20 protein-coding genes and 1 pseudogene are annotated in these 19,935 nt (G+C 70.3%); 8 read left to right on the forward strand and 13 right to left on the reverse strand.

Annotated elements, in window-relative coordinates:
- Nucleotides 1–45: 45 nt before the first annotated feature.
- The 5 genes from KIK05_RS32555 to KIK05_RS32575 form a co-directional block, all read right to left on the reverse strand.
- The gene (locus KIK05_RS32555; protein WP_214414666.1) at nt 46–1,041 is read right to left on the reverse strand and encodes an MBL fold metallo-hydrolase; all 996 of its coding nucleotides are present in this window, start codon (nt 1,039–1,041) and stop codon (nt 46–48) included.
- Complete coding sequence (locus tag KIK05_RS32560; protein WP_214414667.1) at nt 1,041–1,463, reverse strand: SRPBCC family protein; 423 nt, start codon at nt 1,461–1,463, stop codon at nt 1,041–1,043. Before KIK05_RS32560 ends, KIK05_RS32555 begins: the two co-directional genes overlap by 1 nt.
- On the reverse strand, nt 1,460–2,707 hold the full coding sequence (locus KIK05_RS32565; protein ID WP_214414668.1) for a M24 family metallopeptidase: 1,248 nt from the start codon (nt 2,705–2,707) through the stop codon (nt 1,460–1,462). The genes KIK05_RS32560 and KIK05_RS32565 overlap by 4 nt, the downstream gene beginning before the upstream one ends.
- 91 nt (nt 2,708–2,798) lie before the next feature.
- Nucleotides 2,799–5,489 (reverse strand): helix-turn-helix transcriptional regulator, encoded by a 2,691-nt coding sequence (locus KIK05_RS32570; RefSeq protein ID WP_214414669.1) that lies wholly within the window; start codon nt 5,487–5,489, stop codon nt 2,799–2,801.
- Nucleotides 5,490–5,702: 213 nt separating this feature from the next.
- Nucleotides 5,703–6,041: an ArsR/SmtB family transcription factor gene (locus tag KIK05_RS32575; protein WP_214414670.1), complete on the reverse strand. Its 339-nt coding sequence runs from the start codon at nt 6,039–6,041 to the stop codon at nt 5,703–5,705.
- 130 nt (nt 6,042–6,171) lie between these two features.
- Between KIK05_RS32575 and KIK05_RS32580 the strand changes: the two genes are divergently transcribed.
- Entirely contained in the window at nt 6,172–7,647 is a 1,476-nt protein-coding gene (locus KIK05_RS32580; protein WP_250563838.1) for an MFS transporter, read from the forward strand.
- 297 nt (nt 7,648–7,944) lie between these two features.
- Here KIK05_RS32580 and KIK05_RS32585 read toward each other — a convergent pair whose 3' ends face one another.
- Both KIK05_RS32585 and KIK05_RS32590 read right to left on the reverse strand, forming a co-directional pair.
- Entirely contained in the window at nt 7,945–8,238 is a 294-nt protein-coding gene (locus tag KIK05_RS32585) for a DUF1330 domain-containing protein (RefSeq protein ID WP_214414671.1), read from the reverse strand.
- A gap of 841 nt (nt 8,239–9,079) precedes the next feature.
- Nucleotides 9,080–9,640, reverse strand: coding sequence for a TetR/AcrR family transcriptional regulator (locus KIK05_RS32590; RefSeq protein WP_214414672.1), 561 nt, complete (start codon nt 9,638–9,640; stop codon nt 9,080–9,082).
- Nucleotides 9,641–9,722: 82 nt separating this feature from the next.
- Here KIK05_RS32590 and KIK05_RS32595 point away from each other — a divergent pair, with 82 nt between their 5' ends.
- The gene (locus tag KIK05_RS32595; protein WP_284681489.1) at nt 9,723–10,577 is read left to right on the forward strand and encodes a patatin-like phospholipase family protein; all 855 of its coding nucleotides are present in this window, start codon (nt 9,723–9,725) and stop codon (nt 10,575–10,577) included.
- A 292-nt stretch (nt 10,578–10,869) separates the two neighbouring features.
- Nucleotides 10,870–11,367, forward strand: coding sequence for a DinB family protein (locus tag KIK05_RS32600; RefSeq protein ID WP_214414674.1), 498 nt, complete (start codon nt 10,870–10,872; stop codon nt 11,365–11,367).
- A 330-nt stretch (nt 11,368–11,697) separates the two neighbouring features.
- On the opposite strand, the gene KIK05_RS32605 is transcribed toward KIK05_RS32600, so the two are convergent.
- Nucleotides 11,698–12,663, reverse strand: coding sequence for a ketopantoate reductase family protein (locus KIK05_RS32605; RefSeq protein WP_214414675.1), 966 nt, complete (start codon nt 12,661–12,663; stop codon nt 11,698–11,700).
- Between the two features lie 92 nt (nt 12,664–12,755).
- Between KIK05_RS32605 and KIK05_RS32610 the strand changes: the two genes are divergently transcribed.
- Entirely contained in the window at nt 12,756–13,325 is a 570-nt protein-coding gene (locus KIK05_RS32610; RefSeq protein ID WP_214414676.1) for a TetR/AcrR family transcriptional regulator, read from the forward strand.
- A 231-nt stretch (nt 13,326–13,556) separates the two neighbouring features.
- Here KIK05_RS32610 and KIK05_RS32615 read toward each other — a convergent pair whose 3' ends face one another.
- Both KIK05_RS32615 and KIK05_RS32620 read right to left on the reverse strand, forming a co-directional pair.
- A complete protein-coding gene (locus tag KIK05_RS32615) occupies nt 13,557–13,763 on the reverse strand; it encodes a hypothetical protein (RefSeq protein ID WP_214414677.1) in 207 nt (68 codons plus the stop codon).
- Between the two features lie 47 nt (nt 13,764–13,810).
- A complete protein-coding gene (locus KIK05_RS32620) occupies nt 13,811–14,848 on the reverse strand; it encodes an FAD-dependent monooxygenase (RefSeq protein ID WP_214414678.1) in 1,038 nt (345 codons plus the stop codon).
- 77 nt (nt 14,849–14,925) lie between these two features.
- Here KIK05_RS32620 and KIK05_RS32625 point away from each other — a divergent pair, with 77 nt between their 5' ends.
- A complete protein-coding gene (locus KIK05_RS32625; RefSeq protein ID WP_214414679.1) occupies nt 14,926–15,513 on the forward strand; it encodes a TetR/AcrR family transcriptional regulator in 588 nt (195 codons plus the stop codon).
- 67 nt (nt 15,514–15,580) lie between these two features.
- Here KIK05_RS32625 and KIK05_RS32630 read toward each other — a convergent pair.
- Nucleotides 15,581–15,739, reverse strand: a pseudogene (locus KIK05_RS32630) (ISL3 family transposase); the annotation flags it as partial.
- A gap of 77 nt (nt 15,740–15,816) precedes the next feature.
- On the opposite strand from KIK05_RS32630, the gene KIK05_RS32635 reads away from it, so the two are divergent.
- From KIK05_RS32635 to KIK05_RS32645, 3 genes are all read left to right on the forward strand, one after another.
- Nucleotides 15,817–16,257 (forward strand): PPOX class F420-dependent oxidoreductase, encoded by a 441-nt coding sequence (locus KIK05_RS32635; RefSeq protein WP_214414680.1) that lies wholly within the window; start codon nt 15,817–15,819, stop codon nt 16,255–16,257.
- Nucleotides 16,258–16,367: 110 nt separating this feature from the next.
- Nucleotides 16,368–16,982, forward strand: coding sequence for a PadR family transcriptional regulator (locus KIK05_RS32640; RefSeq protein WP_214414681.1), 615 nt, complete (start codon nt 16,368–16,370; stop codon nt 16,980–16,982).
- Between the two features lie 165 nt (nt 16,983–17,147).
- Nucleotides 17,148–18,356 carry an FAD-dependent oxidoreductase gene (locus KIK05_RS32645; RefSeq protein ID WP_214414682.1) on the forward strand — a complete coding sequence of 403 codons (1,209 nt, stop codon included), beginning with the start codon at nt 17,148–17,150 and terminating at the stop codon, nt 18,354–18,356.
- A gap of 321 nt (nt 18,357–18,677) precedes the next feature.
- Here the strand turns inward: KIK05_RS32645 and KIK05_RS32650 are convergent, their stop codons facing one another.
- Nucleotides 18,678–19,133: a GbsR/MarR family transcriptional regulator gene (locus KIK05_RS32650; protein WP_214414683.1), complete on the reverse strand. Its 456-nt coding sequence runs from the start codon at nt 19,131–19,133 to the stop codon at nt 18,678–18,680.
- Nucleotides 19,134–19,158: 25 nt separating this feature from the next.
- The gene (locus KIK05_RS32655; RefSeq protein ID WP_214414684.1) at nt 19,159–19,836 is read right to left on the reverse strand and encodes an amidohydrolase family protein; all 678 of its coding nucleotides are present in this window, start codon (nt 19,834–19,836) and stop codon (nt 19,159–19,161) included.
- Between the last annotated feature and the right edge of the window lie 99 nt (nt 19,837–19,935).

The raw sequence follows: 19,935 nt of genomic DNA on the forward strand, positions 1-19,935 counted from the left end.
GGAGTGGACGGCGATCGGCCGGTCGGGGCGATCGCCGTCCACCGCTCACGGACGGGTGTAGAGACGGTAGGTGGACAGGACGTTGAGCCGGTGCAGGTTGCGGCACAGGTCGAGCATGCCGCGGCGGGCCATGTCCTGCGGCACCTGGTACCGCGCGAGGGCGGCGGTCAGTGTCGGGTCCAGGCCTTCCGCCCACGGGTCGGTGCACGCGCCCATGGTCTCCTCCACGGTACGACCGGCCCGCACCGCGGCGAGGACCTCGTCGTGCAACCGCTCCAGGTACGCGATGAGGTCGTCGATGGCGGCGTGGCCGTCGCCGGAAGGTCCGTGGCCCGGCACGATCGTCAGCGGGCCGGACAGCGCCTGCTTCATCCTCCGCAGGGTGCCCAGGTACGGCTCGGGTCCGCCCTGCAGCAGCATGGGGGCGATACCGGCGTGGCACAGGAGGTTCCCCACCCAGGCGACGCCCGCGTCGGGGACGTGAACGACCGTGTCACCGGGACCGTTGCCGGGGCCGAACCGCCACAGCTGGACCACTCGTCCGCCCAGGTCGATCTCGGCGAAGGTGTCGAACACGACATCCGGGGCGCGCCAGGTCGTCACCTCGTCGAACAACGCCTCGTCGCCGTACATGTTGCCCGACCTGACCTGCTTCTCGTAGGCGAGGTCGGTCATGTTCTCCTTGTTGAGCCGCGACGACACGATGACGGTCTCCTTCGGGAACGCCATGTTCCCGAAGGTGTGGTCACCGTGGTAGGTGGTGTTCACCAGGAACCGCAGCGGCCGGTCGGTCAGCCCGGCGACCAGTTCCTGGATCATCGTGGACACGTCCGGGGTGATCCCCGCGTCGACGACCAGGGCGGCGTCGCGGCCGACGACCAGCCCGTTGTTGTCCTTGGGCGGCACCGTCGCCATCAGCGCGTGCACGCCGTCCGCGAAGGTGTGGGGCACCAGCCGCAGGCCTGCGGGGGACAGGTTCGGGCCCGCGTACCCGCCCGGCCGTTCGGCCAGCTCACGTTCGGGGATGTGGCTCGTGGACATCATGCCTCCAGCAGCGCGCCGAGCCGTTCGAACAACAGCGGCACCTGCTTGCCGAGTTGCGCGCGGACCAGGTGCTCGGCCATTTTCGGCACGCCGTCGAGTTCCAGCCGGAACTCGACCCGGCAGCCGTCCTCGAACGGCCGTACGGCGTATCTCTGGGTCACGCCGGGACGGGCGCCGGCGGCGGTCCGGATGGTGATCAGCTCGCCGGGGACGTACTCGGTGATGGTGAGGTCCAGTTCGGTGCGCCGTCCCATGACCTTGCGCACCTGGGCGACCGCCGCGCCCTCCCGTGGCGGTCCGTCGACGTGGGCCTCCAGCACGTCCGACTGCCAGGCCGGATAGCCCTCCAGGTCGGACAGGACGGTGAAGACGGCCTCCGCTGAGTACGGGTAGTCGGCGGTGTGGTCGACGGTGATCACAGGTGGCTCCTCAGCAGCTGGGCGGTGAAGGGGTTGAGTTCGACGGGGGCGTCCTCGCCGATGACGACGGTCCCGCCGAGGTTGGTCAGGCGTTCGCCGATGACGGCGTTGGGTTCGAACGCGAAGGTCATCCCGGGTGCCAGGGGCAGCTCGCCGCCCATCGTGGGCAGGTCGAACAGCCGGCCGTACCGTGCCGCCTCGGGCAGCCTGCGCAGGCCCGCGCCGAAGCCGCAGACGGGGCCCATCGGGTTGAGCGTGTGGACCAGGGGGTGGACGTTCCAGGCATCGGCGTCCCGCAGCGGGCCCTCCATGGCCTCCACCAGGTCGCCGAAGGTGTTGCCCGGACGGGCCGCGGCCAGGCCCGCCTCGTAGCTGGCGCGGGCGACCTTCGCGCCGGCCTCGATGTCGGGGTGCGGCTCGCCGACGGCGATGGCGACCTGGTGCTGGGTCTCCTTCATGCCGAAGCGGCAGAACACCTCGGCCATGATGACGTCGCCCTCCTCGATGACGCGGGGCGCCTGCGGCCGGTACGACCAGGCGGGCGGTCCCCAGGAGACGAAGCCGGGCCCGGACGACAGCAGCATGCCGGGGGCGGCGAGGCCGCGCCGGAACGCCGCCTCCATGCCGGCCGCGTACACCTCGGCCTCGCTGACGCCCGGCCGGGCCACCTCGAGCATGGCCTCGGCCATGGCGTCGCCGGTCTCGGCGGAGTGCCGGACGACGGCGAGTTCCTCCTCCGACTGGCAGATGGTGGCGAACAGATAGCTCAGCCCGACAGGCTTGAAGGTCACCTCGGGCAGCTCGGCCAGCACCTGGGACCACAGCCCGTGCGGCATGATCGGGTTGATGTGGAACGGCGGGTAGGGGTCCAGCCCCAGCACGCCGACGGCCGCCGCGTCCAGCCGGTGCTCTCGCAGGACCTCCACCACACCGGCCGCGTGTTTGGCGACGCGGATGCGCTCCGGGGGGATCCACAGCGTCTCGCCTCGCCTGGTCGCCTGGATGTGGTCGGCGACGGGGAGCGTCGACCAGGTCAGTTCGATGGGGTCGGCGTCGCGGCAGAAGATGACGATGGCGCCGGGCCGGTCGTTGGTGAAGTACACATCCGGGGCGAAGGGCGCCAGGTCCACGCACTCGTGCTCGCCGTAGGCGATGAGCGCCTCCACGCCCTCGGCTTCCATGATCTCGCGGGCGAGCGCCCAGCGGCGATCCCGCTCGGCCAGGGAATATGTGGGGATTTCCATGCCGGCCACGCTAGGGACGGACACCGCCGCACCGCCTCCGTCACCTGACGGTAGTGGCCGGCGCCGCCCGGCCGTCCGCTTAGGTAACGGCTCAGGTGATGACCAGCCTGGCCAGCTCGGCCCGGGAGGTGATGCCCAGCTTGGGAAAGGCCTTGTACAGGTGGTAGGCGACCGTGCGCGGGCTCAGGAACAGCTGTGAGCCGATCTCCCGGTTGGAGGCGCCGCCGGCCGCCAGCCGTACCACGTTGAGCTCCTGCGGGGTGAGCGTCGCCGGCAGGTCCTCGCCGAAGTGACAAGGGGACGGCGATACACCGGTGGCACGCAGTTCCGCCGCCGCTCGCTCGGCCCACGGGACGGCACCGAGGCGGGTGAAGGTGTCCATGGCGGCGTTCAGATGCGTCCGGGACTCGGTGCGGCGCTGCCGGCGTCGCAGCCATTCGCCGTACAGCAACTCCGTGCGGGCCTGCTCGAAGGGCTGCTCGCTCTCGCGGTGCAGGGCCAGCGCCCGCTCGTACGCCGCGCCGTCGCCGGTCACCATGGCCTGGCAGCGCTCCAGGATGGCCAGCGTCCAGGGCTGCCGGGTGGCCCGCGCCCAGGAGGCGAAGCGTTCGAGCGCCTGATGTGCCCGGTGAGGGGTGCCCGCCCGGACGGCCGCCTCGACATGGTCGGGGTAGGCGTACCTCCAGATGAAGGCGTTCCGGCTCGGCCCGGCGGGGACGCCGTCCATGCGCTCCAGGACCGAGGCGTACCGGCCCGCCACCAGGTCGAGCATGATGGAGGCGTAGATGGCCCACGTGCCGCCGGTCATCCACGTCTCGGCCGTCTGCGCTCGTGCCATCAGCTTGTGGCATTCGTCCTCGGCCCCGGCCACCGCGGCGAGCCAGGCGGACATACCGGACAGGTAGAAGTGCCAGTACGGCTGGTCGATGTCCGCCGCGATGTGCAGCCCCTCGCTCACGCTGGCTCGCGCCGCGCGGTGGCCTCCGTTGAGGATCTGGGCGGCGGCCTGCAGCATCATGGCCTGTGGGAGCCGCCCGACCCGTCCGGCCTGGCGGCACTCCGCGACCAGGAGGTTCGCGTCCTCCAGCATCACCTGCTGGTCGCCATGGACGAATCCGAGGTAGGTCGCCATGACGCGCAGCTCGTACGGGAGCGCCGGCCGGCGTCCGAGAATGGAAGGCATGGTGATGACGGCGTTGTATTCGCCTCGCAGCAGGTGGGACACCTGCCGGTTGAACTCGTTGATCACGCTCAGCGGGCCGTCGACGAGCGGGGTGAGTTCCGCCGTGCGGCGGGCCAGGGCGGCCTGGCCGGGATGCGGACGGCTGCTCCAGGTGTAGACGGCGGCCAGGCTGAGCATGGACAGCGTTGTCTCCTGATCGGATGCGCCCAGGGCCTCCACGCCGTCGTGGAGCAGCCGGGTGGCCTCCAGCGGCCGCCCCGCGTGGAAGGCCAGCATCGCCCGCACCCGCGCCACGTCGGCCACCACCGCCGGCTCCGACACCACCGGCACCGCCCGGCGGGTGAGCTCCTCGGCGCGCGGCCACAGGCCCGCGTCCAGAGCGGCGGCCGCGGCGGCGGACCAGCGTCGTGCCTGGGCCGCCGGATCGGCCGAGAGCCGTGCCGCCCGCTCGTACCCCGCTGAGGCCGCGGCCCGGCCACCGCGTCTGGCGGCGCGGGTGGCGGCCTCCTCCAGCCCTCGGGCCACCTGCTCGTCGGGTCCCGTGGCCACGGCCGCCAGATGCCAGGCCCGCCGATCCTCGTCGGTGACCTCGGCCAGGGCCTGATGCGCGGCGACCCGCTGGGCCACGTCCGCCGCCAGCCGGGCCGCCGTGCGGACCAGGGGATGGCGGAAGGCGACACCCGCCCCGGTGATCCGGACCAGCCCGGCGCGTTCGGCGGGGGCGAAGTCGGTGAGCGACACTCCCAAGCCGTGCAGCGCGCGGTTGAGCGTGTCGAGGTCGCCGCTGTCGTCCAGCGCCGCCACCAGCACACATGTCCGGGACGCGGCGGGCAGCTCCTCGATCCTCGCGCGGAAACCCGCCAGCACCCGGCCGGAGACAGGCTCGGCCACGCCGAGGGAGAAGGCCAGCGGTACGGACGCCCCGGCCCGTTGCTCGGGTGTGAGCGTGTGCGGCAGCTCCAGCAGCGCCAGGGGGTTGCCGTGCGCCTCGGCCACGATCAGCTCGCGCACGGCCAGCGCCAGCTCGTCCGCACGCTCGGCGAGCAGGCGCGCGGCCGGCTCCGGGGCCAGCCCGGTCAGCCGCAGCTCCGGCTGGCCCGAGGCCGGGAAGGACGGTCCGTCGTCCCTCGCGGCGAAGATGACGACGATGGGCTCGGCGTGCAGGCGGCGGGCCGCGAAAAGCAGGGCGTCCGCCGACTCCTGGTCCAGCCACTGGGCGTCGTCCACCAGGCAGACCAGCGGCTGGTCGGCCGCCAGTTCGGTCAGCAGGCTCAGGGTGGCGAGCCGGATGAGGAAGCGGTCACCGGGCGCCGCCCTGCCCAGCCCCAGCGCGCTCATCAGGGCGTCGGCCTGTTGTCCCGGCAGCGCCTGGATGCGGTCGAACATCGGGCGGAGCAGCAGGTGCAGCGCAGCGAACGGCAGCTCGGCCTCCGACTCGACCCCGCTCACCCGCAGGACACGCCCCTGAGCGGTGCGGGCGACGTACTCCAGCAGCGCGGTCTTCCCGATTCCCGCCTCACCACTCAGGATGAGTACGCCAGTACGATCGGCCAGCAGCCGATCGATCGCCGACTGTTCCGCCTCGCGGCCGTAGAGCATGCCTCATAGTGTGCCGCAGTGGGCGTCCACCCCAAGGCAGGGGTGAACCCCCCCGATCGGGCAGAGCGCCGTGTACTCACGGGACTGCTTGCCAGCCCTCCCGCAACGGCGGCACCACTCCCGACTGCGCGGCACGCACTTTCTGCCTGCGGTCGTCGTCGGCAGGTGGGGCGCGGCGCGTGCTTGTCGGCGGCTTGGTTGGTGCTGTCCCGATCAGTGCTGGGCGCTTGGTCGTTCGATGGGGGCGGCGTTGATGTCGGCGGCGGTCAGCAGGGCGTCGAGCAGGCCCGGGAAGCGGATGTCGAGGTCTTCGCGGCGCAGTGACAGTAGGTTCTCGCGGCCGTAGGGGCGCTGCCAGATGATCCCGCTGTCGCGCAGAACCTTCCAGTGACGGGTCAGCGTCGACTTCGACACGCCGTCGAGGATCGTCCCGCACGCCTGCTCGCCGCCCGCGGCGAGCGTACGGACGATCTCCAGGCGCAACGGGTTGCCCAGGGCCGTGAGGACGTTCTCCAGCCGGATCTGGTGGCGTTCGGGATGCTGAGGGATCACGGACACAGTTTACGTACGCGTACTAGCGAACATTCGTCATCCTCCTTCGATCTAGATCTTACGTCTGTTTACGTATCTACGTACTGTATGCGAGTATGCGTACAGTCATACCAATGTGGAAGGCGGACTGATGACCGATATGTCCATGTCGTCGGGTCGGAGTCGGCGAGGTGGCACCCGGCTGGGCTGGAGCCTGGCCCTGCTGGCGCTGGCGCAGCTGATCTTCTCCCTCGATCTCAACATCGTGTTCGTGGCGCTGCCGGAGATCGGCGCCGACCTGGGCTTTTCCGGCCAGACACAGCAGTGGGTCGTCAGCGCCTACGTCGTGTTCGCGGGAGGGTTCCTGTTGCTGGGCGGACGCGCCGCCGACCTGCTCGGCCGCCGCCGGATCTTCGTTCTCGCCCTGACCGTCTACGCCGCTTCCTCGCTGGCCGGCGGACTGGCGGGCACCCCGGGTGTCATCGTCGTCGCCCGCGCGATCCAGGGCATCGGCGGAGCGCTACTGCTGCCCTCGACCCTGTCACTGATCAATACGCTCTTCGAGGAGGGGCCCCGGCGGAATCGCGCGCTGGCGGTGTGGGGCGGCGCCGGAGCCAGCGGGCTCACGGTCGGCGCCCTGCTCGGCGGCGTCCTCACGCAGGCGTTCGGCTGGCCTGCCGTCTTCTTCGTCAACGTGCCCTTGGCCGGCCTTGTCGCCATCGCCGCCCTGGCCGTCATTCCGCGTGACGGGCGTCGTCAAGAAGACCGCAGGTTCGACCTGCCAGGCGCCATGACGGTGACCGGCGGCGCGACACTGCTGGTGTTCGTCCTGGTCCAGGGACCGGAGATCGGCTGGATGTCCCCGGCGATCATCGCGGTGGTGGCTCTGGCGGTGGTGCTGCTGGCCGCGTTCGTGGTCATCGAGTGGCGCAGCGCCGACCCGCTGATGCCGCCCCGGCTTTTCGGCAACCGCAGCCTCGTGGCCGGGATCACGGTCACCTTCCTCTACATGGCGACGTTCGGCACCCTGCCGTACTTCCTGACCGTGCTGCTGCAGACCGTCCATCGCTTCAGCGCACTGCAGACCGGCCTGGCCTTCCTCGTACCGTCACTCGCGATCGCGACCGGTACCCAACTCGGAGAGCGCCTCGCCACCCGCCTCGGCACCCGCACCACCCTGCTCGCCGGTTTCCTCACCGGAGCGGTCGGCACTCTCTTCCTCGCACTCGGATTCCACCACAGCAGCGGTTACCCCGCGATCGTCCCGGGGCTAGTGATCTCGGGCGTGGGCCAGGGCGTCACCTGGACCGCCATGTGGATCGCCGCAGCGGCCGGAGTCGCGCCCCGCGAACAAGGCGTCGCCTCCGGCATGGCCTCCACCACGCTCAACCTCGGCAACGCCATCGGTCTCGCGGTACTCATCGCGATCGCCAACGCCGGCGCCAAGGGATCAGGGCCGGCACTCCGCTCCTCGATCGCCGACGGAAGCCGTACCGCCGTCTACCTCGCCGCCGCCGGCATGCTGCTCGGAACCCTCATCGCGCTGCTCTCGCCGCGCCGTACCGCCACCACCCCGCAGGCCGCAGGCGACGACGTACCCGAGCCGGCCGAACGCCACACGGTCTGATGGGGGGGAGCCCTGCCCGCCCGATGGGGGGCGGGGACTCCAGTGGGTTCAGCGTGAATGAAGGTCTTCACGACGGAACCCACTGGACTTCGACCACGAGAACTGTCCAATACGTCACCGACCTGCTGCGCAAGCACCTGAAAGCGATCAGATCGCGGTGGCGGTCCCTGCCGGCGGGCCGGATCGTCGTGATCGTCCTGGCCGTGCCGCGCCCCGACCAGCACGAGCACCCACGAACCCCGCCACCAGCGGAAACCAAGTTGGTGGATCTCCGATGAAGATCCGACTGCACCTCGGTCAGTCGATGCCTTCGACGATGCGGAAGTCGCGCTCGACGCCGTCGGAGAGGGCGACCAGCGCCTCCTGGTAGGCCGCACTCTCGTACGCCGCGACGGCCTGCTCGAAGCTGTCGAACTCGACCAGGACGGTGCGCTCGGCGATTCCGGCGTCATGCGCCACGACCCGGCCGCCACGGACGCGGGTCCGACCGCCCGCGGCCCGGACGGCCGGACCGGCCAGCTTGTTGTAAGCGGCCAGCTTCTCAGGGTCCGAAATGGTGCGGTAGACGCTGACCCAGTAGCCCTTGAGCATGGAACCTCCAGTGCTGGGATGAGTGCATGTGACTTACGGGTTGTCTCGGACGAGCGTCGGCGGGCGAGAGCGAGGCTTGTCAGCGTCGTGATCGCCATGGCGCCGATGCCGACCGGCGCCGCGGTGGTGTAGGCGCTGTCGTCGGGAAGAGGTGGCCGGGGCCGGTGCCGCGGCGAGGATAGCGCTCCACGGTCATGGCACCCCCTTATCGTCGAAGTGACGATACCTATGATGGCACATCATCCGGGGTGGGACATATGTGACGAATGCCACGGGAGTACCCGACGCTGCGGACGACATAGTTGAAGCTCTCGGCGCGCTCGCCGTCGATGAGGGCGTGATGGTCGCCGCAGGGCCGGGCGAGCGGCTCACGATGTGGCGAACCTCGTGACGTCAGCCGGGGGACGAACGCCGGGTCCGCCTGGAACAGGTGTCTTCTGGATCACCATTGACGTGTCTCTCATGCTCGCGGGTCAGGGCGGCGGCGGATCGGCCGTACAGGTAAGCGCTACGGGCGGCGGTGGTCTTGTCGATCTTGATGGCCGGGCTGCGGCCGCCCTTGCTGTCCTTGGCCTCGGTCCTCCACTCGATCCGTGTCACCAAGGGAGAAGCAGGGGAGCTGCGTCAATGCCGTGCGAAGGTTCGGACGGAATCAGCGTTCCGGCGAGTCGGAGTCTCGCGCGTCGCGGCAGCGACAGTTACGCAGAGCTACCTTTCCCTTGGTCGCACCGAGGGGCGGTCTCGGCGACCACGAGTCCCGCCTGGTCGTCGTGCAGGTGTCCGGCCGGCGGGCAGAGTCCGCGCTGTGACCTGCGGTCACCGCGTGATCGCTTGTCTTCGTTCAATGCCGGAGCAGTTCGCAGAAGCGGTCCAGGGCGCGGTCGGTGCGGTGGCGGTCGCCGGTGGTCGTCAGATCGAACAGCAGGCCTCGGATGACGGCCATCACCAGCGTGGGAGTGACGGTGTCGTCAGGGGTGGTGGCGATGTCGCGGAACGTGGCGCCGAGGGTGTCGAACCAGTTCGTGATCGCCTCGGCCTGGTCCGGGTAGTTCTCGGGGTGAGCCAGGCCGTCGGCGTGCACCTCGAAGATCAGCCGTACGTACGGGGTGCGCTCGGGTGCGCTCATCCAGGCCCAGATGCCGCGCAGGCGTTCCTCCGGAGAGGCCGCCTCCGGCGGGAGGCTCTCAGCCAACCGTGTCGCACCGCGGCGGCGGGCCTCGGCAAGGACGGCGGACACCAGCTCCTGCTTGCTGCCGAAGTCGTAGAGCAGCATCCGCGGGCTGGTGTCGAGAGCCGCGGCCAGCGGCCGCAGACTCAATCCGGCCAGGCCGTGTGCCAGTACGTAATCGGTCGCCCGCGCCAGCGTGGCCTCCCGTCGGGCGGGATCTGGGGGTCGCCCCACGGTGGATCATCCTCTCGCCAGCGCCGAACCGTACCTACGTCAGTATATGGTACGACTGTTTCAACAACGGCAGGAGACAGTCATGCATATACTCGACCGGGCACTCGCACTGGGCGCTGGAGGCCCCGTTGGTGCGGCCTGGATGGCCGGACTGGCCTACGGACTGCGCCGCGGCGGGATGGATCTCAGCGAGGCCGATCTGATCGTCGGCACGTCGACCGGCGCGATCATCGGCGCAGTGCTGGCCACCGGCCAAGACCCCGGCCGGCTCGCCACCCCGATCCGCCCTGCCGACTCCGGCAGCACTCCTCCCCAGGTGGACAGGCGCCGACTGGGCGAGGTGTTCGCCGTGCTCGGCAGTGCCGCCGCCAACCCCGACGAGGCGCGGCGCCGAGTGGGCCAGATCGCGCTGGCCGCCGAGACCGGCCCCGAGCAGGCACATATCGCCCGGATGCGTGCCCTGGCCGGCGCAGACCAATGGCCGGACCGGCAGCTGCTCATCCCCGCGCTGGACGCCGAGACAGGCGAGCAGGAGGTCTTCGACGGTGCCAGTGGCGCACCGCTGCCCGCCGCCGTGGCGGCAAGCACCGCCTTTCCGGGCATCTACCCACCGATCACCATCAACGGCCGCCGGTACATGGACGGCTCCCTGCGGTCGGCGACCAACGCCGGACTCGCGGCCGGAGCTCGCACGCTCGTCGTGATCGACCCGCAGGCGCACCTGTTTCCCCGCGAGTTGCTCCACCAGGAGCTGGAGGTCGCCGGGGCACGCACAGTGGTGACCATCGATCCAGATCCGGAATCAATACGCGCATTCGGTTCGGACCTGAATGACCGGACGGCCTGGGAACCTGCCTACCAGGCGGGTCTTCGCCAAGCCACCGATGCCGCAGAGCAGCTCCGTTCCGCGTGGAAGACCGGATCAGACACGGACTGAGCGCCCGATCTCCGGGGTGGTGCGCCCAGGGCGGGGCCAACGAGACGCACGAGTCGGCGGCGATGCCCGCCGGCCGGACTGAGCGCATGACCGCGTACCCGGACCGCGGTCGACGCCGAATGACAGCTGATCAGCGACCAGCCACCAACCCGCGACAGGTCGTTCGGTCGTCTAGTGCGTTGACCACATACGTTCACCGGGTCTGATGACACGCCGTTCGAGGTCCATGGCGGGTGTGCCGGGTGGCCCTACCGCTTAGCCCGAGTGGTGGGGCAACTGTTACGTTCCGTGCATGAAAAGAGTGCCGTTCACCGGCGGTGAGAAGGAAAGCCTCCAGGCCAGCATGGACCGGCATCGCGACGCGGTGCTGTGGAAGGTCGAGGGTCTGGACGACGAGGCGCTGCGACGCCCCATGACCCCGTCGGGGACGAACCTCCTGGGCCTGGTCAAGCATCTGGCGGCGGTCGAGTACTGGTGGTTCGCCGACACGTTCGGGCAGGAGCACGAGGAGCTCCCGTTCGACGACGATGACGAGGACGCCGACCTGCGCGTCGACCCCGGCGAGACCACGGCCGACGTCCTCGCCTTCTACGCCCGCGCCCGCGCGTCATCGGACAAGGTCATCGAGAAGTTCGGCCTCGAGGACCTCGGCACCAACGAGCGCGGCGAGAGGATGACGCTGCGCTGGGTGCTCATTCACATGATCGAGGAGACCGCCCGGCACGTCGGCCACATGGACATCGTGCGCGAGCTCATCGACGGCGCGAGCGGCGACCACCGGCGCGCCTAGTGCTGTCACCGGCAACGATCACCAGGTTGGGTGAGGATTTCAGGCGGCCGGTGCAAGGGGTCGGCCGCGCCAGCGGAGACCCTTCTCGCTACGGATGCGGGCACGTTCGCGGCGTTGGGCGGCCGGCACGTCGGGGTGACGGGGGGCGTCACCTACTTCCATGGCTGCTACTCCGTCGGGGCTTCGCCAGCCGGAACCCCATCTTGATCATCACCATCCCCACCCAGGCCGCGCCGGCACCTACACCGGAACGATCAACCACCAGGTCGCCCCATACTCCAGCGGTAGGTCGGAGCTGCCACTCGCCTCTGCAGGGAACGCACTCGGCATTCAGACTCGCCTCGTCCCTTCACGGGCGAAGTTCGGTTCCGCCGCTTCCAATCGCGGTACCGAGATGCCCAATCGTCGTGCTTCGGCCAGGGTGTCCCGGCAGATCTCACGCGGCTCCTCGGCGTCGGGGTCGGAGTGCGCCGCGAAATTCACGCGCACGGGCGCGACATGAGCGGTCAGCCAGGCGAGGACGAGGGCCGTCAGCCAGGTGGGCGCACGGAACGGCAGCACACCGGCCCGGTGACGTCGCAAGTCAACGCCGCGCGCCTCGAGGAGCGGCAGCAGCTCGCGGCCGGCCAGCAGCCCCTCGCGCAGGTCGCCCGTCGCCCCGGCCAGTTCGGACAGGGAACCCCGCCGCAGGCCCTGTGAGAACAGGCAGGCATCCGACACGAAATGGACCCACAGCCAGCCGCGGAAGTCAGGCTGCTCCTTGAGCCGGAGCCCGGCCTCGCGAAACGCCTGGCGCACGGCGCGCTCCCGGTCGGTCGGGGGCCGGCCGAGGGTGCCGAAGATGACCGACGGCAGCAGCGCCCCACGGAGCACGCCGTCCGCGCCGAATCCGCCACCGGCCTGGGGAAAGCCCCAGGCGATCTGGTCGACAGGGAGTGCGCCGATCGCGGCCAGCGGCTCGGTCCAGATGTTGCCGAAGACCAGCACCGTGGCCTGGCCGACACGGGGGGACAGGAAGGCCGTCGCCTCCGCGAGGCGGTGGTGCGGCACGCTGAGCACGATCAGGTCGAAGTCGTGGTCCGGCTCCAGCGCCTCGCGGTAGCGCACCGGCCACTTCTCGACGACGCGCTGCCCCCACACCCGGCGCCGCGTATCGATCAGGTCGAGGTCCACCGCGTCTCCGTACGTCGCCGCGCGCCCCGGCCGGACGTAGAACTCGATGTCATGTCCCGCCTGTTGCAGGGCCCAGCCGTAGACGGTGGCGATCACGCCTCGGCCGAACATAAGGATCTTCACGCTGCACCTCGTGGGGTACGATCGATCTGGAGACCATCTCCACTTTTCGAAAATATGGAGACCGTCTCCATTTTGTCAACGCGAGGTAGCGCATGACCGCCGACAAGCCGCTGCGGGCCGACGCCCGACGCAACCGCGATGCCCTGATCGCCAAGGCGCGAGAGGTCTTCGACGCCGGCGACTTCTTCGACCTGCGCTTCGATGACTTCGCCCGCCTGGCCGGGGTGGGCACCGGCACGCTGTACCGGCACTTCCCCACCCGGGAGGCACTGGCCGAGGCGGTCTACCACGGGGAAGTCGCCGAGCTGTGCGACCGCGCCCGCCGGCTACAGGCCACGCTGCCCGCGGCGGAGGCTTTGGCGACCTTCCTGCGCGGCATGGTCGACCACATAGATGCCCACGAGGGCCTGGCCCGGACGCTGGCCACGCTCATGGCCGATCGCTCGGGTGTCCTCGCCGAGGGCAGCCGGGCGCTGGAGCAGGCTGTGACCGACCTGGTGGCCGCCGCCGTGCGGGACGGCGCCGTTCGCGACGACGTGGGCGCCGGTGCCGTGATGATGGCGCTGCACGGCATCGGTGCCGCCCATGACCGCCCCGGTTGGCGGGCCGAGGCCGACGATGTCATCACCCTCGTGCTGGACGGGCTGCGCCGCCCGCTATGACAAGGTGCGCACGAGGTCGCATGCCGCGAGTGAAGGATCCGGTCAGTGGTACGGCGGCGACGATGCGGCCCGGGGTGGTCAACCGGCTGATGCCAGGGTCAAGGTCTCCGTCGGCGTCGTCCACAAGACAGCCGCCGGACCGAGACCGCCGCGGCCGCCGCGAACGACCCCCGCTGACCAGCACCTCATCGGCTGACCGGGGCTCTACCGGCCATCCCGCGACCACCCGCGTCAGAACGGCCGGTCACGATAAGAGGCGTCCAGGTTGGTCCCGCGCGGCGCGAGCTCGTCCCCCAAGAACACCAGCAGCTCCTTGACGCTGCCGGCGGCCAGGTCGGGCCTGTAGATGACCGAAGTGCCGCCGGTCTTCATCCCCGCCACCGTCAGCCGCAGCTTGGGCCGGTCCTGCCCCCGCTCGGGTCGTGTGACCAGCTCCAAAGCAACTTCGCGGCCGGCCCGAGCATCGGGCGCAGAGGCGGGACCCTTCAGGCGGGCAGGAGACGCATGAGAAGGTTACGTGGTCCTGCGAGGTGATGGCCGGCCAGGCCGGTCATGCGGCGCGACATCGTCACGATGCGCTGGGCGGGTTTCCTGCGTCGGAGGTCGTAGACGTGCAGCCCGGACCCCACATCTCCGGCGGTCTGCAGGCAGTCGGTGAGCGCGGCCGCGTCCAGCAGCGCCTGACACGCGCCTTGTCCGAGTGAGGGTGTCATGGCGTGCGCCGCGTCGCCGACCAGAGCGACGTTGCCTGCCACGAACGATTCCAGGTGGGGCGACAGGTCGTAGATCTCGTGCCGCAGCACCGCATCCTCGTCGGCTTCGGCGAGAATGCGCGGGATCGGGTCGTGCCAGCCCGCGTAGCGGGCGCGCAGATCGTCAAGGGTCTCGCGGTGGCCCTCAGGGGTGGACACGGCGGCGTACCAGTTGGTGGAGCCAGGCTCTTGCGGGGTGATGCCGAACACCTGGCCGGGCCCCCACGTCTCGCCGTGCTCGGGCGGCTCGAATCCGGCGACGCCCCGCCAGGCCACGATCCCGGTATAGCGAGGCCGGGTAGCGGTGCCGAAGTAGGCGGGGCGCACCACGCTGCGCAGTCCGTCCGCCCCCACCACGAGGTCGTAGTCCTTGCATAGCGACTCCGGGTCGGTGATATCTGTCCCGGTCACGATCGCGGTATCTCCCATGGCGCCGAGCAGCAGCCCCATCAGTGAGATTCGGGACAGCATCAAGACCGGTGTGCCACCCTTGCGCTCGATGCGTTCCAGTGGCAGGTCGGCGATCCGGCGGCCGTCAGGCGTGCGGATCCGGGCCTTACGGTAGGGAACCGTACGGTGGCGTAGTTCCTCGCCGAGGCCGAGTCGCGCGAGCGCGGCCTGTGCGTCGGGACGTAGGCCGAGGGCGGTGCCCTCAGGTCTGATCTGCGGCCGGCGTTCGAGCACGGTTACCTCCCAGCCGATGCTGCGCAGCCCGATGGCGGTGGCCAGTCCACCGATGCCGGCACCGACGACGGCCGCGGTTCCATTCATGTCGCATCTCCTTCTCCGTTCACCGCAGCTGTGGTACCACTGTTGTGGTGAACGGCGCAAGCCGCGATAATGAGGCCATGGCGGAGAACCGAGACCGGCGCGACCAGCTGCGTGACGCAGCGATCGAAGTGCTGGCCCATCAGGGCGGCAGGGGACTGACCCACAGAGCCGTGGATCGCCAAGCAGGACTGCCGGAGGGCACGGCCAAGAACTACTTCGCCAGCCGCGACGCGCTGCTGCAAGCCGCCGCCGAGCGGTGCGTCGAGCGATACTGGGCCGACTTGAAACGAGCGCAGGCAAGCCGGATCGAGGGACGCGACGGACTCGTCGCACTGATGAGAGACCTGCTCGCTCGTGCGCTCACGGCCAACAGATCCAGAGTGCTGGCCTACCTCGAGTTGCACGCGGAGGCCGCACGCAGGCCGAGCCTGCAGCAGACGCTGGCCGAGCTCACCAAGGCCGACCTGGAGTTGCACCTGGAGTCCCAACGGGCGGCAGGCCTACCCGCGACGCAGACGGCCGCCGCCACGGTGACCATGTGCGTCAACACGGCCTTGACCTACCTGCTCACTCAGACTCCTCAGACGCTCAAGGCCTACGGTCTGGACGACCTCGACACCTTCCTGCGCGACCTCATTGACACCGCTTATCCCCTGAAGCGGTAATGGCGGGCCCGGAGGTCGATCGCTTCGCGGACGGGGGCGGCGGCTGTTCCTGGGTTCCTCAACCCCGAATGACCTTCACGCCGTCGAACCGGGCCGGGTCGTTGACCAGCACCCGCTTGCCCTCGGCCAACACGGCGTCGTTCGCGGTGCTCCACGCGATCGCCGGCGCCTCGGCGATCCGGGCCACGGTCAGGTGCTGCACCTCGATCGCCTCCAGTGCCGATCGAGGAGGTACCGCTCGAGTGCCGTTCACTCTCGTGATGTGCTGGACCTCAACTATGGTTAAGGTTGCATGCTTGCGGCATGGTCTTCACTGATAACGAGTACACCTACCTATCCGAACACCCGTTGGGGCGGCTGGCGACGATCGGGCCGGACGGAGCGCCGCAGGTCCACCCCGTGGCCCTCTGGCTGGACGAGGCGGCCGGGACCATCGACATCGGCGGCCCGGCCCTGGCCAGGAGTCAGAAGTTCCGCAACGTCCAAGCCGACCCGCGAGTCTCCCTCGTCGTGGACGACCAGGCCGAGACGCCCAATGCCATCGGCCAGACCGGCCGGGGTATCGAGATTCGCGGGCAGGCTGAGATCGTGACGCTCGACCCGCCGCTGATCGCGGCGTTCACCAAGGAAACGCTCCGCATCCACCCGCACCGGATCATCACCTGGAACATCGGCCAGTTCGCCTCCTCACCCGGACGGCCTTCGCACCTGCAGGGCTACAGCTCCCGCAACGTGTCCAGGTGAGGTGGCCCGGGCCCGTTCTTCGCGTACGCGCCCGGGGGGGAAACGATGACAGGCGACCCCGCGTCCGCTTATAGTGCGGTTGGCACTAGTGCGGATGGCAAGGTGAGGTCATGGGAGCCGATCTGGTGGGGTTGACGGTTCTGGCGCTGCTCGCCGAGAGGGACCGGCACCCCTACGAGATGCGCCTGCTCATCCGGCAGCGGCGCAAGGACTACGCCATGGGCTCGCCGCGCAGCCTCTACCGGGCGGTCGAGCGGCTGGAGCGGGCGGGGCTGATCGAGGAGGCGGAGACCGGCCGGGAAGGCCGGCGGCCGGAGCGCACGGTCTACCGGATCACCTCGGAGGGTTTCGAGTCCTTCCAGGACCAGCTCGGCGAGTTGGTGTCGGTGCCGCTGGAGGACCATCCCGTGTTCACGGCCGCCGTCGGGCTTCTGGCCCAGCTCCCTCCGGCGGCGGCCGCCGCGGCGCTGCGCACCCGGGTGGTGCTGCTGGAAGGATCGATCGCCGAGCTGGAGGCGCAGCGGGCCGGGCTGGGACGGCGGCTGCACCGCCTGCTGCTGCTCGAACTGGAGTACCTGCTCGCGCTCCGGCGGACCGAGCTGGCCTGGGTGCGACAGCTGGCCGACGACATCACCGGCGGAGCGCTCACCTGGGACGCCGAGGCGGTCAGGGCCGACCCCGGCCTGCTCGTCACCCCGGAGGCCGACCAGGGGGTTCTCCCATGAGCTGAGCGAAGGCCCCGGCCGGTGTGCGCCAACACGCCCGCCGGGGCCAGATCCGAGCCGGTCCTCACGCGAGCGCGAGCCGGTGCCTCAGATGCGCGAGTCAAGGCTACCGGTGAGCTCCACGAGGACGTACCTACCGACCGTTACGTCTGACGAGGATGCACCATGCCTGTGAACGTGCTGATCATCGGTGCCGGCATCGGCGGCCTGGCGCTGGCCCAGGGGCTGCGCCGGGCCGGCGTGCCCGCCATCGTGTACGAGCGGGACCGCGGCCCCGCCGACCGCCCCCAGGGGTACCGGCTGCACCTGAACCCCACCGGCGTCCAGGCTCTGCGCGAGTGCCTGGCGCCGGACGTGTTCGAGGTGTTCCAGGCCGCTTGCGGGCGGCCCGCCCGCACCATGACCTTCTACACCGAGACCCTGCGCCGGCTGCTCACCGTCGAGGTCTCGGTCACCGGCCACCGTTCGGTCGGCCGGGACACCTTCCGCGGCGCCCTCCTCACCGGCCTGGAGGGATCCATCCGCTTCGGCAAGACCTGCACCGGCTACCGCCGCGACCCGGACGGTACGGTGACCGCGCTGTTCGCCGACGGCACCACGGCCACCGGGGACGTGCTGGTGGCCGCCGACGGCACCGGTTCGGTGATCCGCCGGCAGTACCTGCCGCACGCCGAACGCCTGGACACCGGCATGCGGACGATCGCCGGCCGCCTCCCGCTCACCACGCGTGTCCGCGCGCTGCTGCCCGGCTCGCTCTCCACCGGTCCCGTCACGATCACCGCACCCGGCGGGATGGGGATGTTCCTGGCCCTGCAGGAGTTCCAGCGGAGCGCCGCGGACGACTTCGTCAGCTGGGGCCTGGGGGCCCGCGCCACCACCACGGGCGAGCTGTCGGGCCTGTCCGGCGAGCGGCTCCGCGCTCTCGTCGCCGAGCTGACCGCCGGATGGCACACGGATCTGCGTGCCCTCGTCCACCAGACCGACACGGCGGCGGTGACCGCGACGGCCATCCGCAGCTCGGTGCCGGTCCCGGCGTGGACGCCCGGCCCGGTCACCCTGCTGGGTGACGCCATCCATGCCATGACCCCGGCACGCGGCATCGGCGCCAACACGGCCCTGCGGGACGCCGCGCTGCTCGCCCGCCTGCTGGCCGCGGTCGCGCGCGGGGAGCGTCCCCTGCTGGAGGCCGTCGGCGAGTACGAGGCGCTGATGACGGAGTACGGCTTCGCCGCCGTCCGGGCGTCGCTCGCCGAGCTCAAACGCCAGACTGCGCTGGACGGCCGCGCCGCACTCGCGCTGACCAGGGCGGCGTTGCGTCTGATGGACGCGGTGCCCCCGCTCAAGCGGCGCGTCTTCGCCGACTTGGGCGAGTAGGGGCGGCACGGCGCGACGGGCGGCATCGGCCGCCAGATCGTGGGTGAAGGGCTGCGCCGCGGCCACGACATCACCGCCTGCGGCCGGCGTGCGGCGGCCCTTCAGGATCTCGTCACCAGGAGCCGCAGCGACCTCCACCGGTCACCGGCCGGGCTGATCGCGACGCCCGGAACCCGGACATCGTTCGCCGGGCGGTGGCGCCCCTCTCCCGGCTGCTTCTGGCTGAGGCAGGTCGGTGATTCGCCGCCAGGTCGGTTCCCTGAGGCGGAAAGGGCCGGCGGGGGTCAGCGCCCGGCACGACCGGCCGTGCGGACGCGATGATCAGGGGGTGGGGCGCCGGCGATGTTCGAGGAGCTGGTCGAGCTGCGTCTCGAACCAGGCGAAGGCGTCACGCATCTCGATGAGGCGGTGGTCCGCGCGGTCTCCGGCGGAGGCGACGCCCTGGTCGGCGATCTGCCGCAGGCGGCCGAGAGCGCGGAGTTTGGCTTCCAGGGGCGCCTGCCAGCTGCCGGAGGCCAGGCGGTAGTAGATGCGGCGGTCACCCGGCCGCGAGACGCGCTCCAGCATGCCGGCGGTGATGAGCTGCCTGGTGCCGGTGCTGACCGCTCCGGCCGACAGGCGCAGCCCGTGCTGGATCTGCTCGGCGGATTGCTCGGGCGGGTCGCAGACCATCATCCAGGCGGCGATCCGCATCATGGCGCGGGGGATGCCCATCTCCGGTCCGAGAGCGCCGAGTTCTTCGATGAAGGCGGACTGCCATCCGGGGTGTTCGGTCATGCGCGTGCCTCTGTGGTCGGGCGTTCTACGCCAGGGTGGGGAAGAGGGCCAGGGCGCTGTCCCGTTCGATCGCCGTCCTGTCGGCGTGGGTGAAGCCCTCGTAGTCGCGGATGCCGGCGATGGTGGCCGGGACGGCGGCCTCGGTGGCGAATACGTAGTCGCTGCCGAAAAGGATGTGAGAGCTGTCGGCCACGGTGAGCAGGGAGGCGAAGGCGTGCGGAGACGCCGACAGCGCGGTGTCGTAGTAGAAGTTCCCCAGGAAGTGATCGGGCCCTTCGGGGAGGACGTTCTTCTTGAACCGCAGGTAGTAGCTGAGTTGGTCGGGCATCTTCTCCTCCAGTCTGCGGGAGGCAGAGAATATCTTGCCCATGCCGTCCGCGACGATCGGGAGCGGCCCTTTCAGGTCCGCCAGCATGGCGGCGGTGACGCCGACCCGGGCCGCCATGTAAGGGACCGCACCGCCCGCGTGCGCGAGGACGAACCGGATGCGCGGGTAGTTCTTCGTGACGCCGTTCACCATCAGGGAGAAGGCGGTTCGTGTGGTGTCGAAGCAGACGTCGAGCATCGCCTCGGGCAGCCCCAGGTGGGAGTACTCCTGTCCCGGGGGTGACTGGGGATGGACGAACACCACGGCCCGGCGTCGGTCCAGCTCGGCGAAGAGCGGGCGGAACCGGGGGTCTCCGAGGTAGTACCGGCGTTCCACTTCGGTAACTGCACGCCCAGGCCCTCGCTGACTCCGAGTTTGGACAGGGCTCGGGTGTACTCCTTGGGGACGATGTGGTGGTGTACGTCGATCAGTCCC

The sequence above is a fragment of the Sphaerisporangium fuscum genome (genome assembly GCF_018531465.1).
Lineage (GTDB): Bacteria > Actinomycetota > Actinomycetes > Streptosporangiales > Streptosporangiaceae > Sphaerisporangium > Sphaerisporangium fuscum.